Below are 20,122 nucleotides of genomic sequence, written 5' to 3'. Positions count from 1 at the left end.
CCCGGGTAAATCCTGCGTATCTGGCCTGCAACGAAAATGCGACAATCTTCAATTTTGAGGTAAGTGCGTCGGGCAATATCAAACGATGTAACTGGTCAGCGACGGTTCCTGCTTACATAAACGCATCCATTCAATGATGGGCATACGTATCTGCAATCCTACACTGCCGTCTTCTTCATTCCACTCTTTCTCAATCGCCTGCAACTGATAGAAACGGCTACGAAGTCGCCCCGCTTCCGGTGGCAGACGTAACGCATGCTGGGCAATTTCACCCGCCAGACGTTCAGAGAGCGCCTGCCATAGCAGCGGAATACCCACACCGGTCTGAGCGGAGAGCCAGACGCGAATGGGCAGATTCTCTTCGTTACGATCGATACGCGGTTCAAAACCGTCAAGCATATCGATTTTATTCATTACCAGTAACGTCGGGATTTCATCCGCTTCAATCTCTTCCAGTACGGCATCAACAGCGGCGATATTTTCTGTCACGCGCAGGTCCGCGCCATCAATCACGTGCATTAACAGCGTCGCCTGACGCGTCTCCTGCAGTGTGGCTTTAAAAGCGGCAACCAGATCGTGAGGAAGATGGCGAATAAAGCCGACTGTGTCTGCCAGCACCACATCTCCGACATCGGCAACATTCAGGCGGCGCAGTGTGGGATCAAGGGTCGCAAACAGCTGGTCTGCGGCAAAGACGTTGGCAGAAGTCATGGCGTTAAAGAGGGTCGACTTGCCGGCGTTGGTATAACCCACCAGCGAAACCGTTGGCACATCCGCTTTGGCACGAGACTGACGTCCCTGCTCACGCTGTTTTTCAACCCGCTCAAGACGAGACAAAATCTGACTGATTCGTCCGCGCAGCAGTCGTCGGTCTGTTTCTAACTGTGTTTCACCCGGACCACGCAAACCGATCCCGCCTTTCTGGCGTTCAAGGTGAGTCCAGCCACGTACCAGACGTGTCGCAAGATGGCGTAACTGTGCCAGCTCAACCTGCAATTTACCTTCGTGGGTACGTGCACGCTGGGCGAAGATATCCAGAATTAAACCAGTGCGATCTATGACGCGGCATTCGCACAGGCGCTCGAGGTTTCTTTCCTGAGCGGGCGTAAGGGCATGATCGAATAACACGACCGATGCTCCAGTTGTTTTTACCGCATCGGCAATTTCAACGGCCTTTCCTTCACCGACAAAATACTTGGGGTGCGGCGCTTTACGGCTGCCAGTAACCACTTGCAGCGCCTCAACGCCAGCAGAAGAAACCAGGGTTTCAAACTCCTGTAAATCTTCTACTTCTTTGTCTTGGGAGAACCAGATGTGTACCAGTACGGCCTGCTCACCGGCTTCATAACGGTCAAACAAGCTATAACCTCGCTAAATAAAGACCAGGACGGAAAACGTTTGTCTTCCGTGCCTGGCTGTACGATGACGCGTTATTCTGCGCTATCACCGTCTTGTTGTGGCTGTGGCTGCGCAGTTGTGTTGCTGCCGCCCTGATGATAATTGTTGCTGCCGCCGCCGCCGGTATTATTGCTATGGTGAGAAACCGGGCGCGAAGGAACAACGGTAGAAATGGCATGCTTATAAACCATCTGACTTACCGTGTTTTTCAACAAAATGACGAACTGATCAAATGACTCAATCTGACCCTGCAGCTTAATACCGTTAACCAGATAAATCGAAACCGGAACACGTTCACGACGCAGTGCGTTCAAAAACGGGTCTTGTAATGATTGCCCCTTAGCCATTCTATCTTTTCCTTATATGCTTGTTGTTTGTTGCTAGTAGAACCTATGGTTCGAAAAATACTGCGTAAAAATTTGCGCACGATAACCCATCAATTGTACACAATCACCCATGCTTCGCACTAAGAACCTGTAACACTGTATCAAGCGCCAGCCGGGGCTCGTCACTGTCAAGCCAGTGAACATTTTCCCAACCGCGTAACCAGGTTATCTGTCGCTTAGCAAGTTGCCGGGTCGCGCAAATTCCCCGATAAACCATTTCGCTGTGATCGATTTCGCCCGATAAATAAGACCACATCTGACGATAGCCAACACAACGAATGGAAGGCATGTCCGTATGCAAATCACCTCGTGCAAACAGGGCCCGAGCCTCCGCTTCAAATCCTGACGCTAACATCTGCTCAAAACGCAACGCGATACGCTGGTGCAGCAATTCGCGGCTCGCGGGGGCGATGGCAAACTGTTGCACGTCGTAGGGTAACGCTTCACCGGATGTTTTTGTCAGTTCCGTTAAAGTTTTACCCGAAATAAAAAAAACTTCCAGTGCTCGCGAAAGTCTCTGCGGATCATTCGGATGAATACGACTGCCGGCAACCGGGTCGATTTCACAAAGCTGGCGGTGTAAAGCATCCCAGCCTTTTTCACGCGCCGTTTGCTCTATCCGCTGACGAACATCAGGATCGGCCGAGGGCAACGGCGACAATCCTTCAAGTAACGCCTTGAAGTAGAGCATGGTTCCACCAACAAGCAACGGTATTCGTCCGGCTGCAACGATTTCCGCCATTTCTGCTAAAGCATCCCGCCGGAACTCCGCTGCCGAATAGGCTTCTGCGGGATCGCGGATGTCGAGCAGACGATGGGGCGCCACTGCTAACTCTTCAGCCGACGGTTTCGCCGTACCAATATCCATCTGACGATAAATAAGGGCAGAATCAACGCTGATAAGTTCCACGGGTAAGTGCTTACGCAACTCAATCGCTAAAGCGGTCTTACCCGAAGCTGTAGGTCCCATCAAAAAAATAGCCTTTGGCCGGCCAGCCTGGTTTAATTCACTCATGCTTCAACGCGTTGACCGCGCTCTCAATCTCTATGGGCTGTAATAAGCCTGAAGGCGGCGATTTCAGCAGCTGTGGGCAAAGCCGTTCAAGCTCTGCCAGCAGGTTGATCGCCTGTGAGTGATTCCAGTCGGAGTACGCTGTTTCCTGACGCTGCGCCAGCCACTGGGCCAGTTGAGTCGCAGTGTTCTCCTGCTGCCGGGCGAGATAGCCTAACAGCTCAGGAATCAAGATTTGTAAATTTTGTGTTCGTAACGGTAAAGGCACCGCGCGCAGCGTCACGTGGTCACCATCGAGCTGAAGATCGATACCCATCTGATTGAGCAGACTACTGTTTTCTTTTGCTGCCTGTCGTTCATTCAGCGCAATTTTCAGCCTGACCGGAATCAGTAGCGGCTGCGGCTTAAGCCCCTCTTCACCCGGTTCCAGCTGAGCCAGTTTCAGCCAGCGTGCCGCAACCGGCAGCGACATCAGCATTAATGTCTGGTCCTGCTCCAGCAGCGCAAAGTGATTGTGCAAAATCGTCAGCACCCGGCCAAAACTCTGGGCATGGGGGGCCAGCGGCGAGGGTTTCGCGGCCGGACGCGGTGCTGGCTCGCGGGCGCTCAGCGGCGGTGTGGTGCCGGACGAGGGGGGGCCAGAAGGGGTTTTCAGCAGTTGCTGATAAACCGCACCTTCACGCTGACGATAAACATTCTCTTTGTTTTGCCAGGCAGGCGGTGTTTCACGCGCGGACGAGGGTTTTGTCTCACTGGCAGACGCTGCAGGCTGCGCAAAATGATTTCCCCCGGCCGCCTGACGATTTTCAGGCTGCCAGCGTGGCGCGGGTTCTTCGGCCTGCAGCGCGGGTAAGGTGGTTGCCGCCATCGCCTGAAGCGCGCTGACCACGCCCTGATAAATAAAGTCATGTACCAGACGTGACTGGTGAAATCGTACTTCATGCTTGGCCGGGTGAACGTTGACATCCACCTGATGCGGATCGATCTCCAGATAAAGCACGTAAGCGGGCTGCTGGTCATCCTGAAGCTGTGTCTGGAATGCCTGACGGATAGCATGATTGATCAGCTTGTCGCGCATCATCCGGCCATTGACGTAGCAATACTGCAGATCGGTGACCTGTCGCGACCCTGCGGGATCGGCGACCCAGCCACGCAGCGAGAGGTCATCATGTTGCCAGTCAATTCGCAGCGCATGCTGCATAAAGGTGGTGCCGCAGATTGCCGCCAGTCGCCGTTCACGCTGACTCTCCTCACTGACAGCACGGTACTGACGCATCATTTTACCGTTGTGACTTAATGATATCGCCACGTCAAAACGTGCCAGCGCAATACGACGAATCACTTCGTCGATATGGCCGAATTCGGTTTTCTCCGTGCGCATAAACTTGCGGCGTGCCGGGGTGTTATAAAAAAGATCCAGCACTTCCAGCGTGGTGCCGCAGGGATGCGCTGCCGGTTTAACTGTCACCGTCATGTCACGCCCTTCCGCATAGGCCTGCCAGGCTTCAGTTTGATCGGCGGTACGTGAGGTTAAGGTCAGGCGGGAGACCGAACTAATGCTGGCCAGCGCTTCACCGCGAAAGCCCAGACTCATAATCGCTTCCAGGTCATCCAGTGAGGCTATTTTGCTGGTAGCGTGCCGGGCCAGCGCCATCGACAGCTCAGCTTTAACGATGCCGCAGCCGTTGTCACGGATCCGGATAAGCTTTGCGCCACCCTTTTCAATATCAACTTCAATGCGCGTAGCGCCAGCATCCAGACTGTTCTCCACCAGCTCTTTGACCACCGATGCAGGACGCTCAACGACTTCACCCGCCGCAATCTGGTTAGCCAGTTGTGGCGGTAAAATTTGAATCGGCATGGTTTTCCTTTTAACTGGTAGCCCGGCGCAGCGGCCGGGCAAGCAATCAGGATGCAGGAATTTTCAGGTTCTGCCCCAACATGACGTTGGTCGACTTGAGATTATTAGTCTGCATTATCGCTTTCGGGCTGACGCCGTAATGTGCGGCAATGCCAGTCAGCGAATCACCGACCACCACTTTATGGCGTACTACACCGCGTGGTGCCGCGCGCGCAGTTCGACTGGCCACTGCACTGGCCGGGACTTTTAATCGCTGTCCGACCCACACCACATCACGCTTCAGCGCGTTCATCCCACGCAGCGTGTCCATGCTGACACCATACTTTGCGGCAATGCCGGAAAGTGTCTCCCCGCGCGTCACCGTATGACGCTGTGTCACACCGGTGTATTGCGGTACACCGGTCGCCGGATTACTGGCTACGCTGACCGCTGGCGACGAGCCCAGCGGCCGGTTTTCCTCCTTTGGGATGGATTGTAGCGGGTGCGCCAGGAAATAAGTGCGCAGACCTCTGTAGATCGACTGCGCAATCTTATCCTGGTGTGCGCTACTGCCAAGCAGTCGCTCCTCCGAGGAATTACTGATAAAGCCGGTTTCCACCAGCAAAGAAGGGATATCTGGCGAACGCAGCACGCCCAGGCTGGCATGCTCAGGCAGACGTTTATGCAGCGACGTTACGCTGCGTAGCTGCTGTAACACTTTCTGGGCGATGTCATAACCCACGCGCTGCGAGTGACCAAACTGCAGGTCCAGTACCGCCTGGCTGAGGTAAGGATCGGCCTGACTGTTGGCCAGCAGGTCACCTGCGCCGCCCAGCAGCTCAGACTGTTTCTCTTTCTGCTCCAGCCAGTTAGCCATCTCGTTATTTGCGCGACGGTTGGATAATACCCAGACCGATGCGCCAGTCGCCGCATGGCTCGGCGCGGCGTCAGCGTGAATTGACACCAGCACGTTGGCATTGGCTTTACGCGCGACATCAGAGCGGCCCATGACCGAGATAAAATAGTCGCCATCACGCGTCAGCACGCCTTTGAACATCGGATCGTTGTTTAGCAACACTCGCAGTTTGCGGGCAATGGCGATTGTGACGTTCTTCTCTTTCAACCCGCGCTGCCCGATAGCGCCCGGATCCTGACCGCCATGTCCGGCATCAATCGCCACAATCACGGTGTCATTCTGGCTGACCGCACGACCTGGACGTACGGTGCTGGCCGTGCTGGTCACTGAGGTCACTGGATTGGAATTAAATGGGTTAACCGCGTCAGCACTCTGTGTCGGCACAGGTCTCGGGGCCGTGACCGGCGCAGGCGCACTGCGCGTAATAGCAGGCGCCTTACCGGTAATTGTGAAGACCACGCTATAGCTATTGCCATTGCGCTGGGTGACCGCTCGGGTTTTACCCGCCTGCGTCAGTTCAAACACCAGCCGCACACTCTGTTTATCTTTAGGGGTGCTGGTACGAATCCGCTTTACGATATTTTCGCCGCTGAAATTGAGTGGCAGTCCCTGAACCACGCCGCTTTGGTTAACATCAAGCACCACACGATTCGGGTTGTGCAGTGAGAAAAAGGCATAGGCAGGCTGTCCTGCAAAGTTCAGGGTGATGGTGGCCTGACTGTCGCCATTGGCCACTTTGATATCTGACAGAGTAGCGGCAAAAAGAGGCGTACAGACCAGCAGCAGCAGTGTTACCAGCGCTATTTTCATCCGTGACATCATGTCTTATCCCTGCTCTGATCAAACAGTTCCAGCCATTTCTGGCCCGATGCCGACTGTGCCGTCAGCTCTGCCTCACGCGCTTCGCCCACGTAGCGCAGCGTTAACGTAAGGTCGGGCGAGGGCAGAAAACCGGCACCCTGCTGCGGCCATTCCACCAGACAGATGGCCTCGCCACTGAAGTAGTCACGGATGCCCATGAACTCAAGCTCTTCAGGATCGGCAAGTCGATAGAGGTCGAAATGATAGAGCGTATGGTTGTTAAGCGAGTAAGGCTCAACCAACGTATAAGTGGGGCTTTTGACGTTGCCCTGATGGCCCAGCGCCTGCAGAAAGCCGCGGCTGAAGGTGGTTTTACCCGCCCCCAGATCGCCATAGAGATAAATGACTGCCGCGCTGCCACAGGCGCGCGCCAGTTGAGCGCCCAAATCGAGCGTAGCCGCCTCATCGGGCAAAGAAATAACACAGGTCTTCATGCTTCTTTATTCATCTCAGGATTAACAAATTGCCACAGCAGATCCAGTAAATCAGTTGCCAGCATACCGCGTGTTCCGCGTTCTGCAGCCACCGCATCGGCCGCTGCACCATGTGCCACGCAGCCAGCGCAGGCTGCATCAAACAGCGTGAGTTTCTGACCCACCAGCGAGGCGATAATTCCACTCAGGAGATCGCCCATACCACCAGAAGCCATGCCGGCGTTGCCCACATCCGCAAAGGCCAGTTCGCCCCGCTCACTGGCAATGATCGTGCCGGCACCTTTCAGAACCACTACGCCACCATAATGCTGCGCCAATGTCTGCGCTGCATGTAAGCGGTCACTCTCAATTTCACTGGTCTCGATATTCAGTAAACGCGCCGCTTCTCCAGGATGCGGCGTAATAATGCGATTCTGACGTTTCTCCGCACTGATTGCCAGCAGGTTAAGCGCATCCGCGTCCCAAAGCATCGGCTTTTCACTACGCGCGACCTGCTCCAGCGCCCGCTTGCCCCATTCACGCTGACCCAGACCAGGCCCAATCGCAATAACATCGGCCCACTCCAGCGCCTCAGTCAGCCGTTCATCGGTCAGCTCATCGACCATAACTTCGGGCCGGGCGGTAAGAATCGGAATGATATTATCTTTGTGAGTAAGTACTCGCACTAATCCGCTGCCGCTGCGTAGCGCGGCTTCTGCGGTCATTCGTACCGCGCCCGCGGTACCGGCATCGCCCCCGACGACCAGCAGCCGCCCATGACTGCCCTTGTGGGAGGTCGGCTTACGCGGTTTTAGCCAGCGGGTTAATGCACTGGCGTCATAACGCGCGATGGGCGCCGCTTCGCCCGCCAGAAAGGTGGCCAGGCCGAGATCGGCATAGCAGAGCTGTCCGATAGAGTCTCGCGCCTTGCCGGTGATCTGACCCGGTTTCAGTGCGACCATACTCAGCGTATGGCTGGCATTAATCACCTCACCAGGTGCGGTGCCGTTGCGGGCGGATAAGCCGGAAGGCATATCAATGGCGAGTATGGGTGCAGCGTGGGCGTTGGCCCGCTGGATAAGTGAGGCATAGGATTTCCCGGGCGCACGATTACAGCCGGTTCCCAGCAGCGCATCGACAATCACATCCACCCGCTCTGGCCAGGCGGCATCGGCCGCATGAATTTCACCGCCCGCATCCAGCCATGCCTCCCGCGCGCGCTGCGCCTCTTCCGGCAACGCTTTTTCACTTTCGCACGCCAGCAGCGTAACGGTTTTCCCAGCCGCCTGCCCCAGCCGCGCCACAACATAACCGTCACCACCGTTGTTGCCGTGACCGCACAGAATCAGCCAGTGGCTGGAATCAGGCCAGTTCGCATTCAGATGGTCATAAGCAGACTGCCCGGCTCGCAGCATGAGCTCATACAGGGTAATTCCGAGTACATCGGCGCCCTGTTGCTCAAGCGTTGGCACAGCCTGCGCAGGCCAGACAGAATATGGTAAACTACGGCTGTTTTTCTTCGAATCCTGGTCACTCATGTCATACCCTCTCGATCTTCATCAACTCGCACAACAGATTAAACAATGGGGATTGGATCTCGGCTTTCAGCAGGTCGGCATCACCGACACCGATCTCAGCGCAGAAGAGCCGCGCCTGCAGGCGTGGCTGGACAAACAATATCAAGGCGAGATGGCGTGGATGGCGCGACACGGCATGATGCGGGCACGTCCTCATGAACTGCTACCCGGCACGCTGCGTGTCATCAGCGTTCGCATGAACTACCTTCCGGCCAAAGCCGCCTTTGCCAGCACGCTGAAAAATCCTCAATTGGGCTATGTCAGCCGTTATGCACTCGGTCGTGATTACCACAAAGTATTGCGCAATCGACTGAAAAAGCTCGGAGAAATGATCCAGCAGCATTGTGGCGAGCTGAATTTTCGACCGTTCGTGGATTCGGCGCCGCTGCTTGAGCGCCCACTGGCGGCTAAAGCAGGACTGGGGTGGACGGGCAAACATTCGCTGATTCTTAATCGGGAAGCAGGCTCGTGGTTTTTCCTCGGCGAATTGCTCATCGATATTCCGCTACCGTTAGATGCCCCGCAGGAGGAGCAGTGTGGTCGCTGTGTCGCCTGCATGACCATCTGCCCCACCAGCGCTATCGTTGAGCCTTACGTCGTCGATGCCCGTCGCTGTATCTCCTATCTCACCATTGAGCTGGAAGGGGCTATCCCGGAAGAGTTTCGTCCGCTGATGGGCAACCGGATTTATGGCTGCGACGACTGCCAGCTGATCTGTCCGTGGAATCGCTATGGACAACTTAGTGACGAAAGCGATTTTTCACCGCGAGCGGCGTTACATGCACCGGAACTGATCGATCTGTTTCAGTGGGATGAGGCGAAGTTTTTACGCATAACAGAAGGCTCAGCGATTCGTCGCATTGGTCATTTACGCTGGCTACGTAACATCGCTGTCGCGCTGGGCAATGCACCCTGGTCACCCGAAATTATTCAGATTCTGGAGCAACGATTGGGTGAGAGTGAACTCCTGGATGAACACATTCTGTGGGCAATCGCACAGCAGCAGCAGAAACGCGAGCAAATCGTGGTTGAAGTGCAGCCTGCCCAGCAGAAGCGGCTGGTTCGTGCAGTAGAGAAGGGATTACCGCGTGATGCGTGATTGTACAGCCCGATCGTGAATTATCGTTTTCCACATGCTGTGAATAAAAATAAAAAGCTGTTGTCATTCAAATGCAATAACACTGATTTCGCTGCGAAATAACACATTGAAATATCTTCATTTATCTAAATATCAATAACTTATGTAAAAGTTGTGTTTATTTGATAATGAGGCTATCGCTTCGGTTAAAGCACAAAGCTGTGGATAACTCTGTTCAAAAACAATTTACAGATCGCCGTAAAGGGCGCAGATGATGGGATGCAGTGTTGTGGATAACCTTCAGGAAACAATCAAAACCCCGCGGCGTAAAACAGCCGGAAAACGGACTGAAACAGGGTGATGTAAATCTGGAGCGGGAAACGAGACTCGAACTCGCGACCCCGACCTTGGCAAGGTCGTGCTCTACCAACTGAGCTATTCCCGCATAGAAGGGCACTGCTTAATCAAAACTGGAGCGGGAAACGAGACTCGAACTCGCGACCCCGACCTTGGCAAGGTCGTGCTCTACCAACTGAGCTATTCCCGCAAAGAGGTTACTGCTTACATTTTAAAACTGGAGCGGGAAACGAGACTCGAACTCGCGACCCCGACCTTGGCAAGGTCGTGCTCTACCAACTGAGCTATTCCCGCGCCTTGTACCGTTAATAAATTCTTCACCGGTACGGGGTGCGCATTATACGAGAAATCGTTGCTGCTGCAAGCGTCTGAAAGCAAATATTTTCGCTTTCAGCGCGTTTGATGATTAAAACAGCAAACTGGTGATTTCATGCGCACCCTCAGTGGATTAAAGCTGCAAAAAGTGTTCGCGGTAGTAAGCCAGCTCCGCGACAGACTCACGGATATCATCCAGCGCCTGGTGCGTACCACCTTTTTTGAAGCCAGGCAGGATCTCCGGTTTCCAGCGACGTGCCAGCTCTTTCAACGTACTGACATCCAGATAGCGATAATGGAAATACGCTTCCAGTTCAGGCATGTACTTAAACAGGAAGCGACGATCCTGCCCGATACTGTTACCACAGATAGGCGACGTGTTCGCCGGAACCCACTGTTTCAGAAACTCAATGGTCGCCAGCTCTGCTGCGCGATCGTCAATCTGACTCTCCTTCACCCGCGCAACCAGACCGCTGTTGGTATGGGTGCGGACATTCCACTCATCCATCAGCGCCAGCTGCGCATCGGACTGATGGACCGCCATGACCGGACCTTCTGCCAGAATGTTCAGGTTGGCGTCAGTCACCAGGGTTGCAATCTCAATAATGCGATCGTGCGTCGGATCCAGTCCGGTCATCTCAAGATCAATCCAGATCAGATTCTGTTCATTTCCAGTAGCCATGCTTTTTCCTGCGGTTGCTGTAGTCGTCATTCACGATGAATAAGGTGTATCATAGACGTTTTGCCCAGCCGGGCGAAATCTGGCTAACGCTGTGAGGGTGAGTGAGTAAAAATAAACTGTCGAAGGGCCAACAACGTCGCGTAAGCGCTAACCACGATCGCCGTCTCAACCAACGCAGAGAGCGTCCGGAAGCGGATGACAACATGTTTGGTGAAGCTGCAGATGGGGTCGTTGTCAGTCGTTTTGGCATGCATGCTGATGTTGAGGATAGCGCAGGCGTCACCCACCGCTGCAATATCCGCCGCACGATCCGTTCTCTGGTAACGGGCGACCGGGTGATGTGGCGTCCGGCCACCAGCGGCGGCAAAGGCATTGTTGAAGCGGTGCATGAGCGCACCAGCGTATTAACCCGCCCCGATTTCTACGACGGCGTGAAGCCCATGGCGGCGAATATCGATCAGATCATTATCGTCTCTGCGATCCTGCCGGAACTGTCGCTTAACATCATCGATCGCTATCTGGTCGCCAGCGAAACGCTGGACATCGAACCGTTACTGGTCCTGAACAAAACCGATCTGCTGGATGACAAGGCGCGCGCCTTTGTCGATCAACAGATGGATATCTATCGCAACATTGGCTACCGCGTAGTGATGGTCTCCAGCCGGGCAAAAAACGGCCTGGACGATCTGAAAGCGGCCCTGACCGACCGCGTGAGTATTTTTGCTGGTCAGTCCGGTGTGGGTAAATCGAGTCTGTTGAATGCCCTGCTCGGCTTCGACAAAGAAGAGCAGGTCGCGATTCTGACCAACGAAGTGTCGGATGGCTCTGGCTTAGGCCAGCACACCACGACCGCATCGCGGCTGTATCACTTCCCGCACGGCGGCGACGTGATCGATTCTCCTGGCGTCCGTGAGTTTGGTTTGTGGCATCTGGAGCCGGAACAGGTCACACGCGGCTTTGTCGAATTCCGCCCCTTCCTGGGCTATTGCAAATTCCGCGATTGTAAACATGACAGCGATCCGGGATGTGCCATTCGTGAAGCGGTCGAACAGGGAAAAATCAACCGGTCCCGTTTCGCTAACTACCACCGCATCCTGGAGAGCATGGCGCAGGTAAAAACGCGTAAAAATTTCCCTGATAGCGAAAATTAATCGGTATAACCGCGTCTGAACGGATAAGCCGGCGCTTTTTGCGAAGTGCGTTCCAGTGGTGCGTTCAGGCCGTGCAGCGTGCCGGAAATCGCGTATAGTCGCCATCTGAACGGGGCGCTGCTACAATCCGTCCCCTTTTTTACAACGTCCTGAAATAGCCAGGAGGCTAAGGTGTTTGATCGTTTAAAACTCGGCTTGAATCATATTCTCCCGAAGAAATGGCTGACTGAACTTGCCGGTTGGGGCGCCAGTCGCCGCGGTGGTTGGTTGACCAAACTGGTCATTGACATCTTTGTCTGGTTTTACAAAGTCGATATGGCGGAAGCGCGTAAGCCTGATACCGCAAGCTATCGCACGTTTAATGACTTTTTCGTTCGTCCGCTCAAAGACGATGCGCGTCCGCTGGATGCTGACGCCAGCCTCATTGCCCTGCCTGCGGATGGTGCGATCAGTCAGCTCGGCCATATTCATGGCGATCAGATTTTCCAGGCTAAAGGTCATCACTACACCATTGATGCCCTGCTGGCCGGCGATGAGCGGATGGCCGCTCAATTTGTGGAGGGTGAGTTCGTCACTACCTATCTGGCTCCACGCGATTATCACCGCGTCCACATGCCGTGTAACGGTATCCTGCGTGAGATGATTTACGTGCCCGGAGACCTCTACTCTGTAAATCCGCTGACCGCGCGTAACATTCCTAACCTGTTTGCCCGTAACGAGCGCGTTATCTGCTACTTCGAAACCGATATCGGCCCGATGGTGCAGATCCTGGTGGGTGCCACCATTGTCGGCAGTATTGAGACCGTCTGGGCTGGCACGATAACGCCGCCTCGTGAAGGCGTAATTAAGCGCTGGCATTATCCGGCTGCGGACGACGAAGGCGCCGTGGTGTTGCTGAAAGGTCAGGAAATGGGCCGCTTTAAACTCGGCTCTACCGTCATCAACCTGTTCGCGCCCGGTCGCGTCAAGCTGGCGGAAAGCCTGGAAGCAGAAAGCAAAACCCGTCTGGGTCAACCGCTGGCGATTGCGCTGCCGGTCGCCACAGACATTTCCGACGTCATTGTCGATTAAATTGAGTGTCCTCTGTGCGTTCGATTCTCCTCCTGCTGCTGAGCCTGTGGCTCAGCAGCCCGGCCTTTGCGGCCAGCCTTCCTGACGCCAGCCAGCTCAAACAGCAGCTGGAAGAGATAAAATCGGCCAAAAGTTCTCCGGCTCAGGCCGAACAGATCCAGACAATTGAAGCCGCCTTAAACTTCCTCTCAGAACGTGATGATTCCCTGGAGCGCGCGGCCCAATATCAGCAGGTGATTGATGACTTCCCGCGTCTGGCGCGCGAATTGCGTCAGCAGATTGCTGCGCTGAGTGACAACGGAAAAACGGTGCGAAGCAACATGAGCAGCGCCGAGCTGGATCAGGAGATCCTGCAGGTTAGCAGCCAGTTGCTGGAAGAGGGCCGTCAGGCGCGCCAGGAGCAGGATCGTGCGCGGGAGATCAGTGATTCATTGTCGCAGCTTCCACAGCAGCAGACGGAAGCGCGTCGGGCGATGACGGAGAGTGAACGCCGGCTGCAGGGCGTCAGCAGCAGTTCACCGCAGGGCCAGTTGCAGCTGGCAGCGCGTCAGGCTGAAAGTGCCGCGAATAAAGCACTCGTCGATGAACTTGAGCTGGCACAGCTCTCTGCCAATAATCGCCAGGAACTGGCGCGGATGCGGGCTGAAGCCCACCAGCGCAAAGCCACTCAGCTCGACAACTATCTGCAGGCACTGCGTAACCAGCTCAACGATCAGCGGCAACGCGAAGCGGAAGTTGCACTGGCCCGTACCGAGCAACTGGCGGAAAACAGTGGCGATCTGCCCCCAGAGATTAGCGATCAGTTTCGGGTTAACCGTGAACTCTCGGTTGCCCTGAATCAACAGGCGCAGCGCATGGATCTGGTGGCATCGCAGCAGCGGCTGGCGACTAATCAGATTATTCAGGTCCGTCAGGCGCTCTCTACACTGCGCGAGCAGTCCCAGTGGCTGGGGGCTTCTAATCTGCTGGGCGAAGCGCTTCGGGCACAGGTTGCGCGCCTGCCGGAGATGCCTAAGTCGCAGCAGATTGACAATGAGATGGCACAGCTTCGCGTACAGCGTCTCTATTATGAAGATCTGCTGGAGCGCCAGGAGACGCTGCGCAAGGGACGACAGGCCGATGGTCAACCCTTTACTGCTGAACAGAAGCGTATTCTTGATGCACAGCTACGCACCCAGCGGGAGCTGCTTAATTCGCTGATATCTGGCTGTGACACGCTGATTCTGGAGATTACCAAGCTCAAAGTCGGCAACACCCAGTTGCAGGATGCGCTGACGGAAGTCAAAGACGCGACGCACCGCTATCTTTTCTGGACCGCCGATGTCAGTCCGATCGGTTTAAGTTATCCGCTGGATCTGGCCAAAGATCTTTCCCGTCTGCTGTCGCTGGATACGCTGGGTCAGCTTGGCAAAGCGATGGCGATGATGTTTACCAGCCGCAATTCGGTGATCCCCATTATGGGTGCCTTGCTGCTGGTCGGCTTCAGCATCAGTTCTCGTCGTCACTTCAATGCTTTCCTTGATCGCTCCGCCAGCAAAGTCGGCAAGGTCACCCAGGATCGTTTCCGCCTGACCATCCGCACCGTGTTCTGGTCGATCCTGGTGGCGCTACCGCTACCGGTATTGTGGGGGGCATTGGGTTATGGTCTGCAGAACGCCTGGCCCTACCCTATCGCCGTGGCAATTGGTGATGGTATTACCGCCACGCTGCCGCTGCTGTGGGCGTTTATGATCAGCGCCGCCTTTGCCCGTCCCAACGGACTCTTCATTGTGCATTTCCGCTGGCCGCAAAATCGGGTGGCGCGCGCCATGCGCTACTACTCGCTGAGTATCGGCCTGATTGTGCCGCTTATTATGCTGCTGATCGCCTTTGGCAATCTGGAGGATCGACAGTTCTCCTCGTCACTGGGCCGTCTCTGTTTCATCCTGATTTGCGGGGCAATCAGCATTGTTACCGTCAGCCTGAAACGTTCCGGCATTCCGCTTTATCTCGATAAAGAAGGAAATGGCGAGAACATGGTGAACCGGATGCTGTGGAACCTGATGATCGCCATGCCACTGATGGCTGCCCTCGCCTCTGCTGTGGGTTATCTGGCTACTGCGCAGGCGCTGCTGGCGCGACTGGAGACCTCGGTCGCCATCTGGTTCCTGCTTCTGGTTATCTATCACATCATCCGCCGCTGGATGCTGATTCAGCGCCGCCGTCTTGGCTTTGATCGCGCCCGTCAGCGCCGTGCCGATATGCTGGCTAACCGTGCGCGCAGCGAAGAAGAGAAGGAGCAAGGCTCTCTCAATACCGACGCGATTGAGATCGAAGAGCCTGTGATCGATCTGGATGCGATCAGTGCGCAGTCGCTGCGGCTGGTGCGCTCGATCCTGACGCTGATCGCTCTGGTCTCTGTGATTGTGCTGTGGTCAGAGATCCACTCGGCCTTCGGCTTCCTGGAGAATATTCAGCTGTGGGATGTCAGTACGTCCGTACAGGGCGTCGAGTCGATTCAACCCATCACGCTGGGGTCAGTCCTGATCGCTATTCTGGTGTTTATTATCACCACGCAGCTTGTGCGTAACATGCCCGCACTGCTTGAACTGGCGTTGTTGCAGCATCTCAATCTGACGCCTGGCACAGGTTATGCCATCACCACACTGACCAAATATCTGCTGCTGCTGATTGGCGGACTGATTGGTTTCTCAATGATCGGCATTGAGTGGTCAAAACTGCAGTGGCTGGTTGCCGCACTGGGTGTGGGACTGGGGTTTGGTCTGCAGGAGATTTTTGCCAACTTTATCTCTGGCCTGATTATCCTGTTCGAAAAGCCCATTCGTATCGGCGATACCGTGACGATCCGTGATCTGACCGGCAGTATCACGCGGATTAATACCCGTGCGACCACCATTACCGACTGGGACCGCAAAGAGATCATTGTGCCCAACAAGGCCTTTATCACCGAGCAGTTTATTAACTGGTCGCTGTCAGATTCCGTCACGCGCGTGGTACTGACTATTCCGGCACCGGCGAAAGTGAGTAGTGAGCAGGTCACAACCATTCTGATTCAGGCGGCTGAGCGCTGCAGCTATGTGCTGGACACGCCGCAACCAGAAGCCTTCCTGGTCGATCTGCAGCAGGGAATTCAGTTGTTTGAACTCCGTGTGCATGCTGCGGAGATGGGACACCGAATGCCGCTGCGCCACGAGCTGCATCAGTTGATTCTGAGCGGATTTGACCAGCACGGTATTGAGATGCCGTTCCCGCCATTCCAGATGCGTATGGAGACCCTGGGCAAGAAGCTGCCTGCCAGCAACGGGGCGCCTGCAGCCCGCGCCTATAAATCTGGCGGCCTGTAATGCAAAACGCCCGGCAAAGCCGGGCGTTATTACAACTCTGAGCCGTCAGTTACTGCTTAACGAACTCTTCGCCCTGAGCGATATCTTTCTTCAGCGTGTCCAGCATGCCTGACAGCGCCTGCTGTTCGAACGCGCTGAGAGTACCAATTGGCATGCGTTCAGCAATGCCGTTTTTACCTAACAGCAATGGCTGAGAGAAGAAGCGGGCATGTTCACCCTCACCTTCCACGTAAGCACACTCCACCACATTCGCCTCACCCTTCAGTGCACGAACCAGTGATAAACCGAAACGTGCAGCTGCCTGGCCCATCGACAGCGTGGCCGAACCGCCACCCGCTTTGGCTTCCACCACTTCGGTACCGGCGTTCTGAATGCGTTTGGTCAGATCAGCCACTTCCTGATCGCTGAAGCTGACACCTTTGACCTGCGACAGGAGCGGCAGAATGGTTACACCAGAGTGACCGCCAATGACCGGTACTTCAATCTGATCTGGCTGTTTGCCTTTCAGCGCTGCCACGAAGGTATTGGCACGGATGATGTCCAGTGTGGTGACACCGAACAGGCGATTTTTGTCGTAAACGCCATGCTTTTTCAGCACTTCTGCCGCAATCGCAACGGTGGTGTTAACCGGATTGGTAATAACACCAATCAATGCTTCAGGCGCCGTGGTAGCGACCTGTTCGATCAGGTTCCGAACAATACCAGCGTTAACGTTAAACAGGTCTGCGCGATCCATACCAGGTTTACGTGCGACACCCGCGGAAATCAGTACCACATCTGCACCTTGTAAGGCGGGGGTGGCATCTTCTCCACTGAACCCCTGGATAGACACTGCAGTAGGAATATGGCTGAGATCGACGGCAACGCCCGGTGTAACCGGCGCGATGTCATACAGTGAGAGTTCTGAACCTGCGGGAAGCTGGGTTTTGAGCAGAAGTGCGAGCGCCTGGCCTATGCCGCCAGCGGCACCGAGAACGGCAACTTTCATTCTTAACTCCTTATTAAGGTGGGGCAGAGATGGGCCGAAATTCTATCTGTGTCAGACCTTAATCAACTGCTCAGGCGATGATAAATATCCGCTGTTAATTCTACGTGTTTTCACAGTTAATCGCCGGATTCAAAAGTTACTTATCATTGCGCCTGAATGACCGACAACTTTGCCGTCGTCAGACAGAGAACGGCTGTGAGCGTTTTCTGTTGCTATTTCTGTTACTACACCACCAATAATATAACAACTTTGCAACCTTCGCCTTCCGGGGCTGTGACGGGGGTTTTGGTCTGAGCGTATTTATTTGCTATTATCGCCGCCCGCTAGCCGCCCGAACCCTGCTCATCAATCGATCGATTGCATAAAAATGCATTAAAATGCATAATCACCACTCTGCCGCAGGCGGCTGCGCGGTTATTCTCTCTATTTATTGGTAACCTATGCGAAACCCATCGAAACAAGACGATCTGATCAAGGCTTTTAAAGCCTTATTAAAAGAAGAAAAATTCAGTTCCCAGGGCGAAATTGTTCAGGCGCTTCAGGATCAGGGCTTTGAAAATATCAATCAGTCCAAAGTCTCGCGCATGCTAACCAAGTTTGGCGCTGTGCGCACCCGCAATGCCAAGATGGAGATGGTCTATTGCCTGCCTGCTGAGCTGGGTGTGCCGACCACGACAAGTCCGTTAAAAAACCTGGTACTGGATATCGACTACAACGATGCCCTGGTGGTAATTCATACCAGCCCGGGCGCAGCACAGCTGATTGCACGCCTGCTGGATTCACTGGGTAAGTCGGAAGGGATTCTTGGCACCATTGCTGGCGATGACACGATCTTTATCACCCGTGCGCGCGACTTCACGGTTAAGCAACTGCACAGCGCAATCCTGAACCTGTTTGAACAGGAACTCTGATTGCTGACTGACGGCCTGCACTCCCGTGCCAGGTCGTCAGTTTGTTTTCTCTTCTCATCGTGTTACATCACATTGTTCCGCTGCTTGATGTGTCATAAGCCCGTTTTCATGCGCCTGACAGTCAGACATATCGCTTACTCTGCTTCACTATTTGCGCTATTTTACACTGCTTTACATCACCGATCCGGTAACATTGCCCGGATCCAGATCAAACTCCAGTCCAATCCCCGCCAACTTTCGCACTAAACGTTAAAGTGATCTATCTCACTGTTTTTGTGATTAAAAAACCCTCAAAGGCTACTTTTTAACCCGTTTTTATAACGTTAAGTTATTAAAAGTAGCCATAAGGATAAAGAATCACAAAAAAACATTATTAGCGGAGTATTAATTTCTGTCGTTATTAGTTCTATACTTCTTTTCGTGATGCAAATCACACTAACTAAAAAGATAAAAATAGACGACGAGGAAATATCTATGAACGTAAAAACTACCATCGCTGCCCTGAGCATTCTCTCTGCCCTTTCATTTGGTGCAGTTGCCGCAGAATCTATCGATGCCTCTCAGGCACAGGATCTGCAGGCAGTCGGCACCATCAGTGTCAGCGGCGTTGCCGGTTCACCGATGGATATTAAGCAGCAACTCAGTGACAAAGCCGATCAGCAGGGCGCAAAAGCCTATCGCGTGATCGAGGCTTACAACAACGGCAATTATCACGCTACCGCCGCACTCTATAACTAAGGCGTAGCCCGATAATGCCAGTGGTTCTCCGTCTGACGCGCCCTTTGCGCTCCGGAGAGCTGAAGCAAATAATTCAGGAGATTTGACCATGAAAACGAAATTAGCGATTGCCGTACTGAGTCTGGCTTCACTGTTCTCAGTAGGTGCCAGTGCTGCAAGCCTGGTGTCCAATGAGCAGGCACAGGGCCTGCAATCAATGAATCAGACCATCAGTATTGGTGGACGCAACGGTGACCAGACGCATGTCCGTCAGGTCCTGTCTGAGAAAGCGGACGCACAGGGTGCAAGCCACTATCGCATCATCGAAAACAACCAGGATAACACCTGGCATGTCACCGCTGAGCTTTATAAATAATTAACCGTGATGGCGCCTGAAGGCGCATGAAAATATCGACGACCCGCCTTTATGAGTAACCGCAGGTTGTTGATTGTATTGAGGAGATAATCATGAATATCAAAACAACCATCGCTACAGTCAGTCTGCTTTCCGTTATGGCGTTCGGCGCATCTGCTGCGCAGCTGGTAACCGGCGATCAGACGCAGAACCTGCAGCCTGCGGGCACCGTAAGCATCAGTGGAACCGCGGGTGCACCAATGGATTATCGTGCAGCGCTTTCACAGAAAGCGGATGAACAAGGTGCCAGCGCCTACAAAGTCATTGAAGCGCGCACGGGTGATAACTACCACATCACCGCACAGCTTTATAAGTAATTCCTCGTCAGATTTATGACGAACCCTTTGGCCCCGCTCGCCGGGGCCTTTTTTTATCTGACGTGTTATCTGACGTTAAAGTGCAGCCTGCCTTCCAGCTCCTCTTCCGCTTCATCAAATAACAGAATCAGCGCACCATAGCGACGCCTCTGTCCCCTGCCGAGATTTATAAATTCAATCTCCAGTGGCATGGGTAACAGATCGCTCGTCACGACATCCCATAATCCATCCAGGTCGCAGATGCGGCGTTCCTCCAGCGTAAAGCGCTCGCTGAACTGGCGGAAAAAATGGGCCTGATCGACAATTTCATTAAAATCAAAACGCTCGATTTTCATGCTGACGGCTCCCATGCTCCGTCTGCGGGCGGCCTTTG

The 20,122-nt window shown here is 54.3% G+C and carries 18 protein-coding genes and 3 tRNA genes; 8 read left to right on the top strand and 13 right to left on the bottom strand.

Going from position 1 to position 20,122, the window contains the following annotated elements; all coding sequences use genetic code 11:
* Positions 1–78: 78 nt before the first annotated feature.
* From hflX to nnr, 7 genes are all read right to left on the bottom strand, one after another.
* The gene (gene hflX / locus IAI47_RS02595) at positions 79–1,359 is read right to left on the bottom strand and encodes a ribosome rescue GTPase HflX (protein ID WP_003855317.1); all 1,281 of its coding nucleotides are present in this window, start codon (positions 1,357–1,359) and stop codon (positions 79–81) included.
* A 71-nt stretch (positions 1,360–1,430) separates the two neighbouring features.
* Positions 1,431–1,745 (bottom strand): RNA chaperone Hfq, encoded by a 315-nt coding sequence (gene hfq / locus IAI47_RS02590; protein WP_003855314.1) that lies wholly within the window; start codon positions 1,743–1,745, stop codon positions 1,431–1,433.
* A gap of 103 nt (positions 1,746–1,848) precedes the next feature.
* Entirely contained in the window at positions 1,849–2,799 is a 951-nt protein-coding gene (gene miaA, locus IAI47_RS02585) for a tRNA (adenosine(37)-N6)-dimethylallyltransferase MiaA (RefSeq protein WP_033743148.1), read from the bottom strand.
* Positions 2,792–4,657 carry a DNA mismatch repair endonuclease MutL gene (mutL, locus tag IAI47_RS02580; protein ID WP_008925799.1) on the bottom strand — a complete coding sequence of 622 codons (1,866 nt, stop codon included), beginning with the start codon at positions 4,655–4,657 and terminating at the stop codon, positions 2,792–2,794. Before mutL ends, miaA begins: the two co-directional genes overlap by 8 nt.
* A gap of 46 nt (positions 4,658–4,703) precedes the next feature.
* Positions 4,704–6,374, bottom strand: coding sequence for an N-acetylmuramoyl-L-alanine amidase AmiB (gene amiB, locus IAI47_RS02575; RefSeq protein ID WP_003855309.1), 1,671 nt, complete (start codon positions 6,372–6,374; stop codon positions 4,704–4,706).
* Positions 6,371–6,847, bottom strand: a complete 477-nt coding sequence (gene tsaE, locus IAI47_RS02570) for a tRNA (adenosine(37)-N6)-threonylcarbamoyltransferase complex ATPase subunit type 1 TsaE (protein WP_008925801.1) — start codon at positions 6,845–6,847, stop codon at positions 6,371–6,373. The genes amiB and tsaE overlap by 4 nt, the downstream gene beginning before the upstream one ends.
* Positions 6,844–8,364, bottom strand: a complete 1,521-nt coding sequence (nnr, locus tag IAI47_RS02565) for a bifunctional ADP-dependent NAD(P)H-hydrate dehydratase/NAD(P)H-hydrate epimerase (RefSeq protein ID WP_008925802.1) — start codon at positions 8,362–8,364, stop codon at positions 6,844–6,846. The genes tsaE and nnr overlap by 4 nt, the downstream gene beginning before the upstream one ends.
* On the opposite strand from nnr, the gene queG reads away from it, so the two are divergent.
* Positions 8,363–9,502 (top strand): tRNA epoxyqueuosine(34) reductase QueG, encoded by a 1,140-nt coding sequence (gene queG / locus IAI47_RS02560; RefSeq protein ID WP_033743149.1) that lies wholly within the window; start codon positions 8,363–8,365, stop codon positions 9,500–9,502. The two genes, nnr and queG, sit on opposite strands and share 2 nt — an antisense overlap.
* 348 nt (positions 9,503–9,850) lie before the next feature.
* Here queG and IAI47_RS02555 read toward each other — a convergent pair.
* From IAI47_RS02555 to orn, 4 genes are all read right to left on the bottom strand, one after another.
* A tRNA-Gly gene (locus IAI47_RS02555) sits at positions 9,851–9,926 on the bottom strand.
* Positions 9,927–9,952: 26 nt separating this feature from the next.
* A tRNA-Gly gene (locus IAI47_RS02550) sits at positions 9,953–10,028 on the bottom strand.
* 28 nt (positions 10,029–10,056) lie between these two features.
* Positions 10,057–10,132 (bottom strand) — tRNA-Gly (locus IAI47_RS02545).
* Between the two features lie 154 nt (positions 10,133–10,286).
* Positions 10,287–10,835: an oligoribonuclease gene (gene orn / locus IAI47_RS02540; protein ID WP_003855299.1), complete on the bottom strand. Its 549-nt coding sequence runs from the start codon at positions 10,833–10,835 to the stop codon at positions 10,287–10,289.
* A 101-nt stretch (positions 10,836–10,936) separates the two neighbouring features.
* Here orn and rsgA point away from each other — a divergent pair, with 101 nt between their 5' ends.
* The 3 genes from rsgA (at position 10,937) to mscM (ending at position 16,401) form a co-directional block, all read left to right on the top strand.
* Positions 10,937–11,986 (top strand): small ribosomal subunit biogenesis GTPase RsgA, encoded by a 1,050-nt coding sequence (gene rsgA, locus IAI47_RS02535; RefSeq protein ID WP_008925804.1) that lies wholly within the window; start codon positions 10,937–10,939, stop codon positions 11,984–11,986.
* A gap of 171 nt (positions 11,987–12,157) precedes the next feature.
* Entirely contained in the window at positions 12,158–13,057 is a 900-nt protein-coding gene (gene asd, locus IAI47_RS02530) for an archaetidylserine decarboxylase (RefSeq protein WP_003855296.1), read from the top strand.
* A 14-nt stretch (positions 13,058–13,071) separates the two neighbouring features.
* On the top strand, positions 13,072–16,401 hold the full coding sequence (mscM, locus tag IAI47_RS02525) for a miniconductance mechanosensitive channel MscM (protein WP_003855295.1): 3,330 nt from the start codon (positions 13,072–13,074) through the stop codon (positions 16,399–16,401).
* Between the two features lie 49 nt (positions 16,402–16,450).
* Here mscM and mdh read toward each other — a convergent pair whose 3' ends face one another.
* Positions 16,451–17,389, bottom strand: a complete 939-nt coding sequence (gene mdh / locus IAI47_RS02520) for a malate dehydrogenase (RefSeq protein WP_003855294.1) — start codon at positions 17,387–17,389, stop codon at positions 16,451–16,453.
* A gap of 440 nt (positions 17,390–17,829) precedes the next feature.
* Between mdh and argR the strand changes: the two genes are divergently transcribed.
* From argR to yhcN (IAI47_RS02500), 4 genes are all read left to right on the top strand, one after another.
* On the top strand, positions 17,830–18,300 hold the full coding sequence (gene argR / locus IAI47_RS02515) for a transcriptional regulator ArgR (protein ID WP_003855293.1): 471 nt from the start codon (positions 17,830–17,832) through the stop codon (positions 18,298–18,300).
* A gap of 474 nt (positions 18,301–18,774) precedes the next feature.
* Positions 18,775–19,038: a peroxide/acid stress response protein YhcN gene (gene yhcN / locus IAI47_RS02510; RefSeq protein ID WP_003855290.1), complete on the top strand. Its 264-nt coding sequence runs from the start codon at positions 18,775–18,777 to the stop codon at positions 19,036–19,038.
* Between the two features lie 88 nt (positions 19,039–19,126).
* The gene (locus IAI47_RS02505; protein ID WP_008925805.1) at positions 19,127–19,393 is read left to right on the top strand and encodes a YdgH/BhsA/McbA-like domain containing protein; all 267 of its coding nucleotides are present in this window, start codon (positions 19,127–19,129) and stop codon (positions 19,391–19,393) included.
* Positions 19,394–19,485: 92 nt separating this feature from the next.
* Positions 19,486–19,749, top strand: coding sequence for a peroxide/acid stress response protein YhcN (yhcN, locus tag IAI47_RS02500; RefSeq protein WP_003855286.1), 264 nt, complete (start codon positions 19,486–19,488; stop codon positions 19,747–19,749).
* A gap of 65 nt (positions 19,750–19,814) precedes the next feature.
* Here the strand turns inward: yhcN (IAI47_RS02500) and IAI47_RS02495 are convergent, their stop codons facing one another.
* The gene (locus IAI47_RS02495; protein WP_003855285.1) at positions 19,815–20,084 is read right to left on the bottom strand and encodes a hypothetical protein; all 270 of its coding nucleotides are present in this window, start codon (positions 20,082–20,084) and stop codon (positions 19,815–19,817) included.
* Positions 20,085–20,122: the final 38 nt, after the last annotated feature.

It is taken from the genome of Pantoea sp. MT58, assembly GCF_014495885.1.
Classification (GTDB): Bacteria; Pseudomonadota; Gammaproteobacteria; order Enterobacterales; family Enterobacteriaceae; genus Pantoea; species Pantoea eucalypti.
This window is presented reverse-complemented; position numbering and strand designations above follow the sequence as displayed.

Excerpts from the sequence above, each read along its gene's own strand:
- hfq (WP_003855314.1), bottom strand. The coding sequence starts at position 1,745 with ATGGCTAAGGGGCAATCATTACAAGACCCGTTTTTGAACGCACTGCGT.
- miaA (WP_033743148.1), bottom strand. The coding sequence starts at position 2,799 with ATGAGTGAATTAAACCAGGCTGGCCGGCCAAAGGCTATTTTTTTGATG.
- mutL (WP_008925799.1), bottom strand. The coding sequence starts at position 4,657 with ATGCCGATTCAAATTTTACCGCCACAACTGGCTAACCAGATTGCGGCG.
- amiB (WP_003855309.1), bottom strand. The coding sequence starts at position 6,374 with ATGATGTCACGGATGAAAATAGCGCTGGTAACACTGCTGCTGCTGGTC.
- tsaE (WP_008925801.1), bottom strand. The coding sequence starts at position 6,847 with ATGAAGACCTGTGTTATTTCTTTGCCCGATGAGGCGGCTACGCTCGAT.
- queG (WP_033743149.1), top strand. The coding sequence starts at position 8,363 with ATGTCATACCCTCTCGATCTTCATCAACTCGCACAACAGATTAAACAA.
- nnr (WP_008925802.1), bottom strand. The coding sequence starts at position 8,364 with ATGAGTGACCAGGATTCGAAGAAAAACAGCCGTAGTTTACCATATTCT.
- orn (WP_003855299.1), bottom strand. The coding sequence starts at position 10,835 with ATGGCTACTGGAAATGAACAGAATCTGATCTGGATTGATCTTGAGATG.
- mdh (WP_003855294.1), bottom strand. The coding sequence starts at position 17,389 with ATGAAAGTTGCCGTTCTCGGTGCCGCTGGCGGCATAGGCCAGGCGCTC.
- argR (WP_003855293.1), top strand. The coding sequence starts at position 17,830 with ATGCGAAACCCATCGAAACAAGACGATCTGATCAAGGCTTTTAAAGCC.
- yhcN (WP_003855290.1), top strand. The coding sequence starts at position 18,775 with ATGAACGTAAAAACTACCATCGCTGCCCTGAGCATTCTCTCTGCCCTT.
- IAI47_RS02505 (WP_008925805.1), top strand. The coding sequence starts at position 19,127 with ATGAAAACGAAATTAGCGATTGCCGTACTGAGTCTGGCTTCACTGTTC.
- yhcN (WP_003855286.1), top strand. The coding sequence starts at position 19,486 with ATGAATATCAAAACAACCATCGCTACAGTCAGTCTGCTTTCCGTTATG.
- IAI47_RS02495 (WP_003855285.1), bottom strand. The coding sequence starts at position 20,084 with ATGAAAATCGAGCGTTTTGATTTTAATGAAATTGTCGATCAGGCCCAT.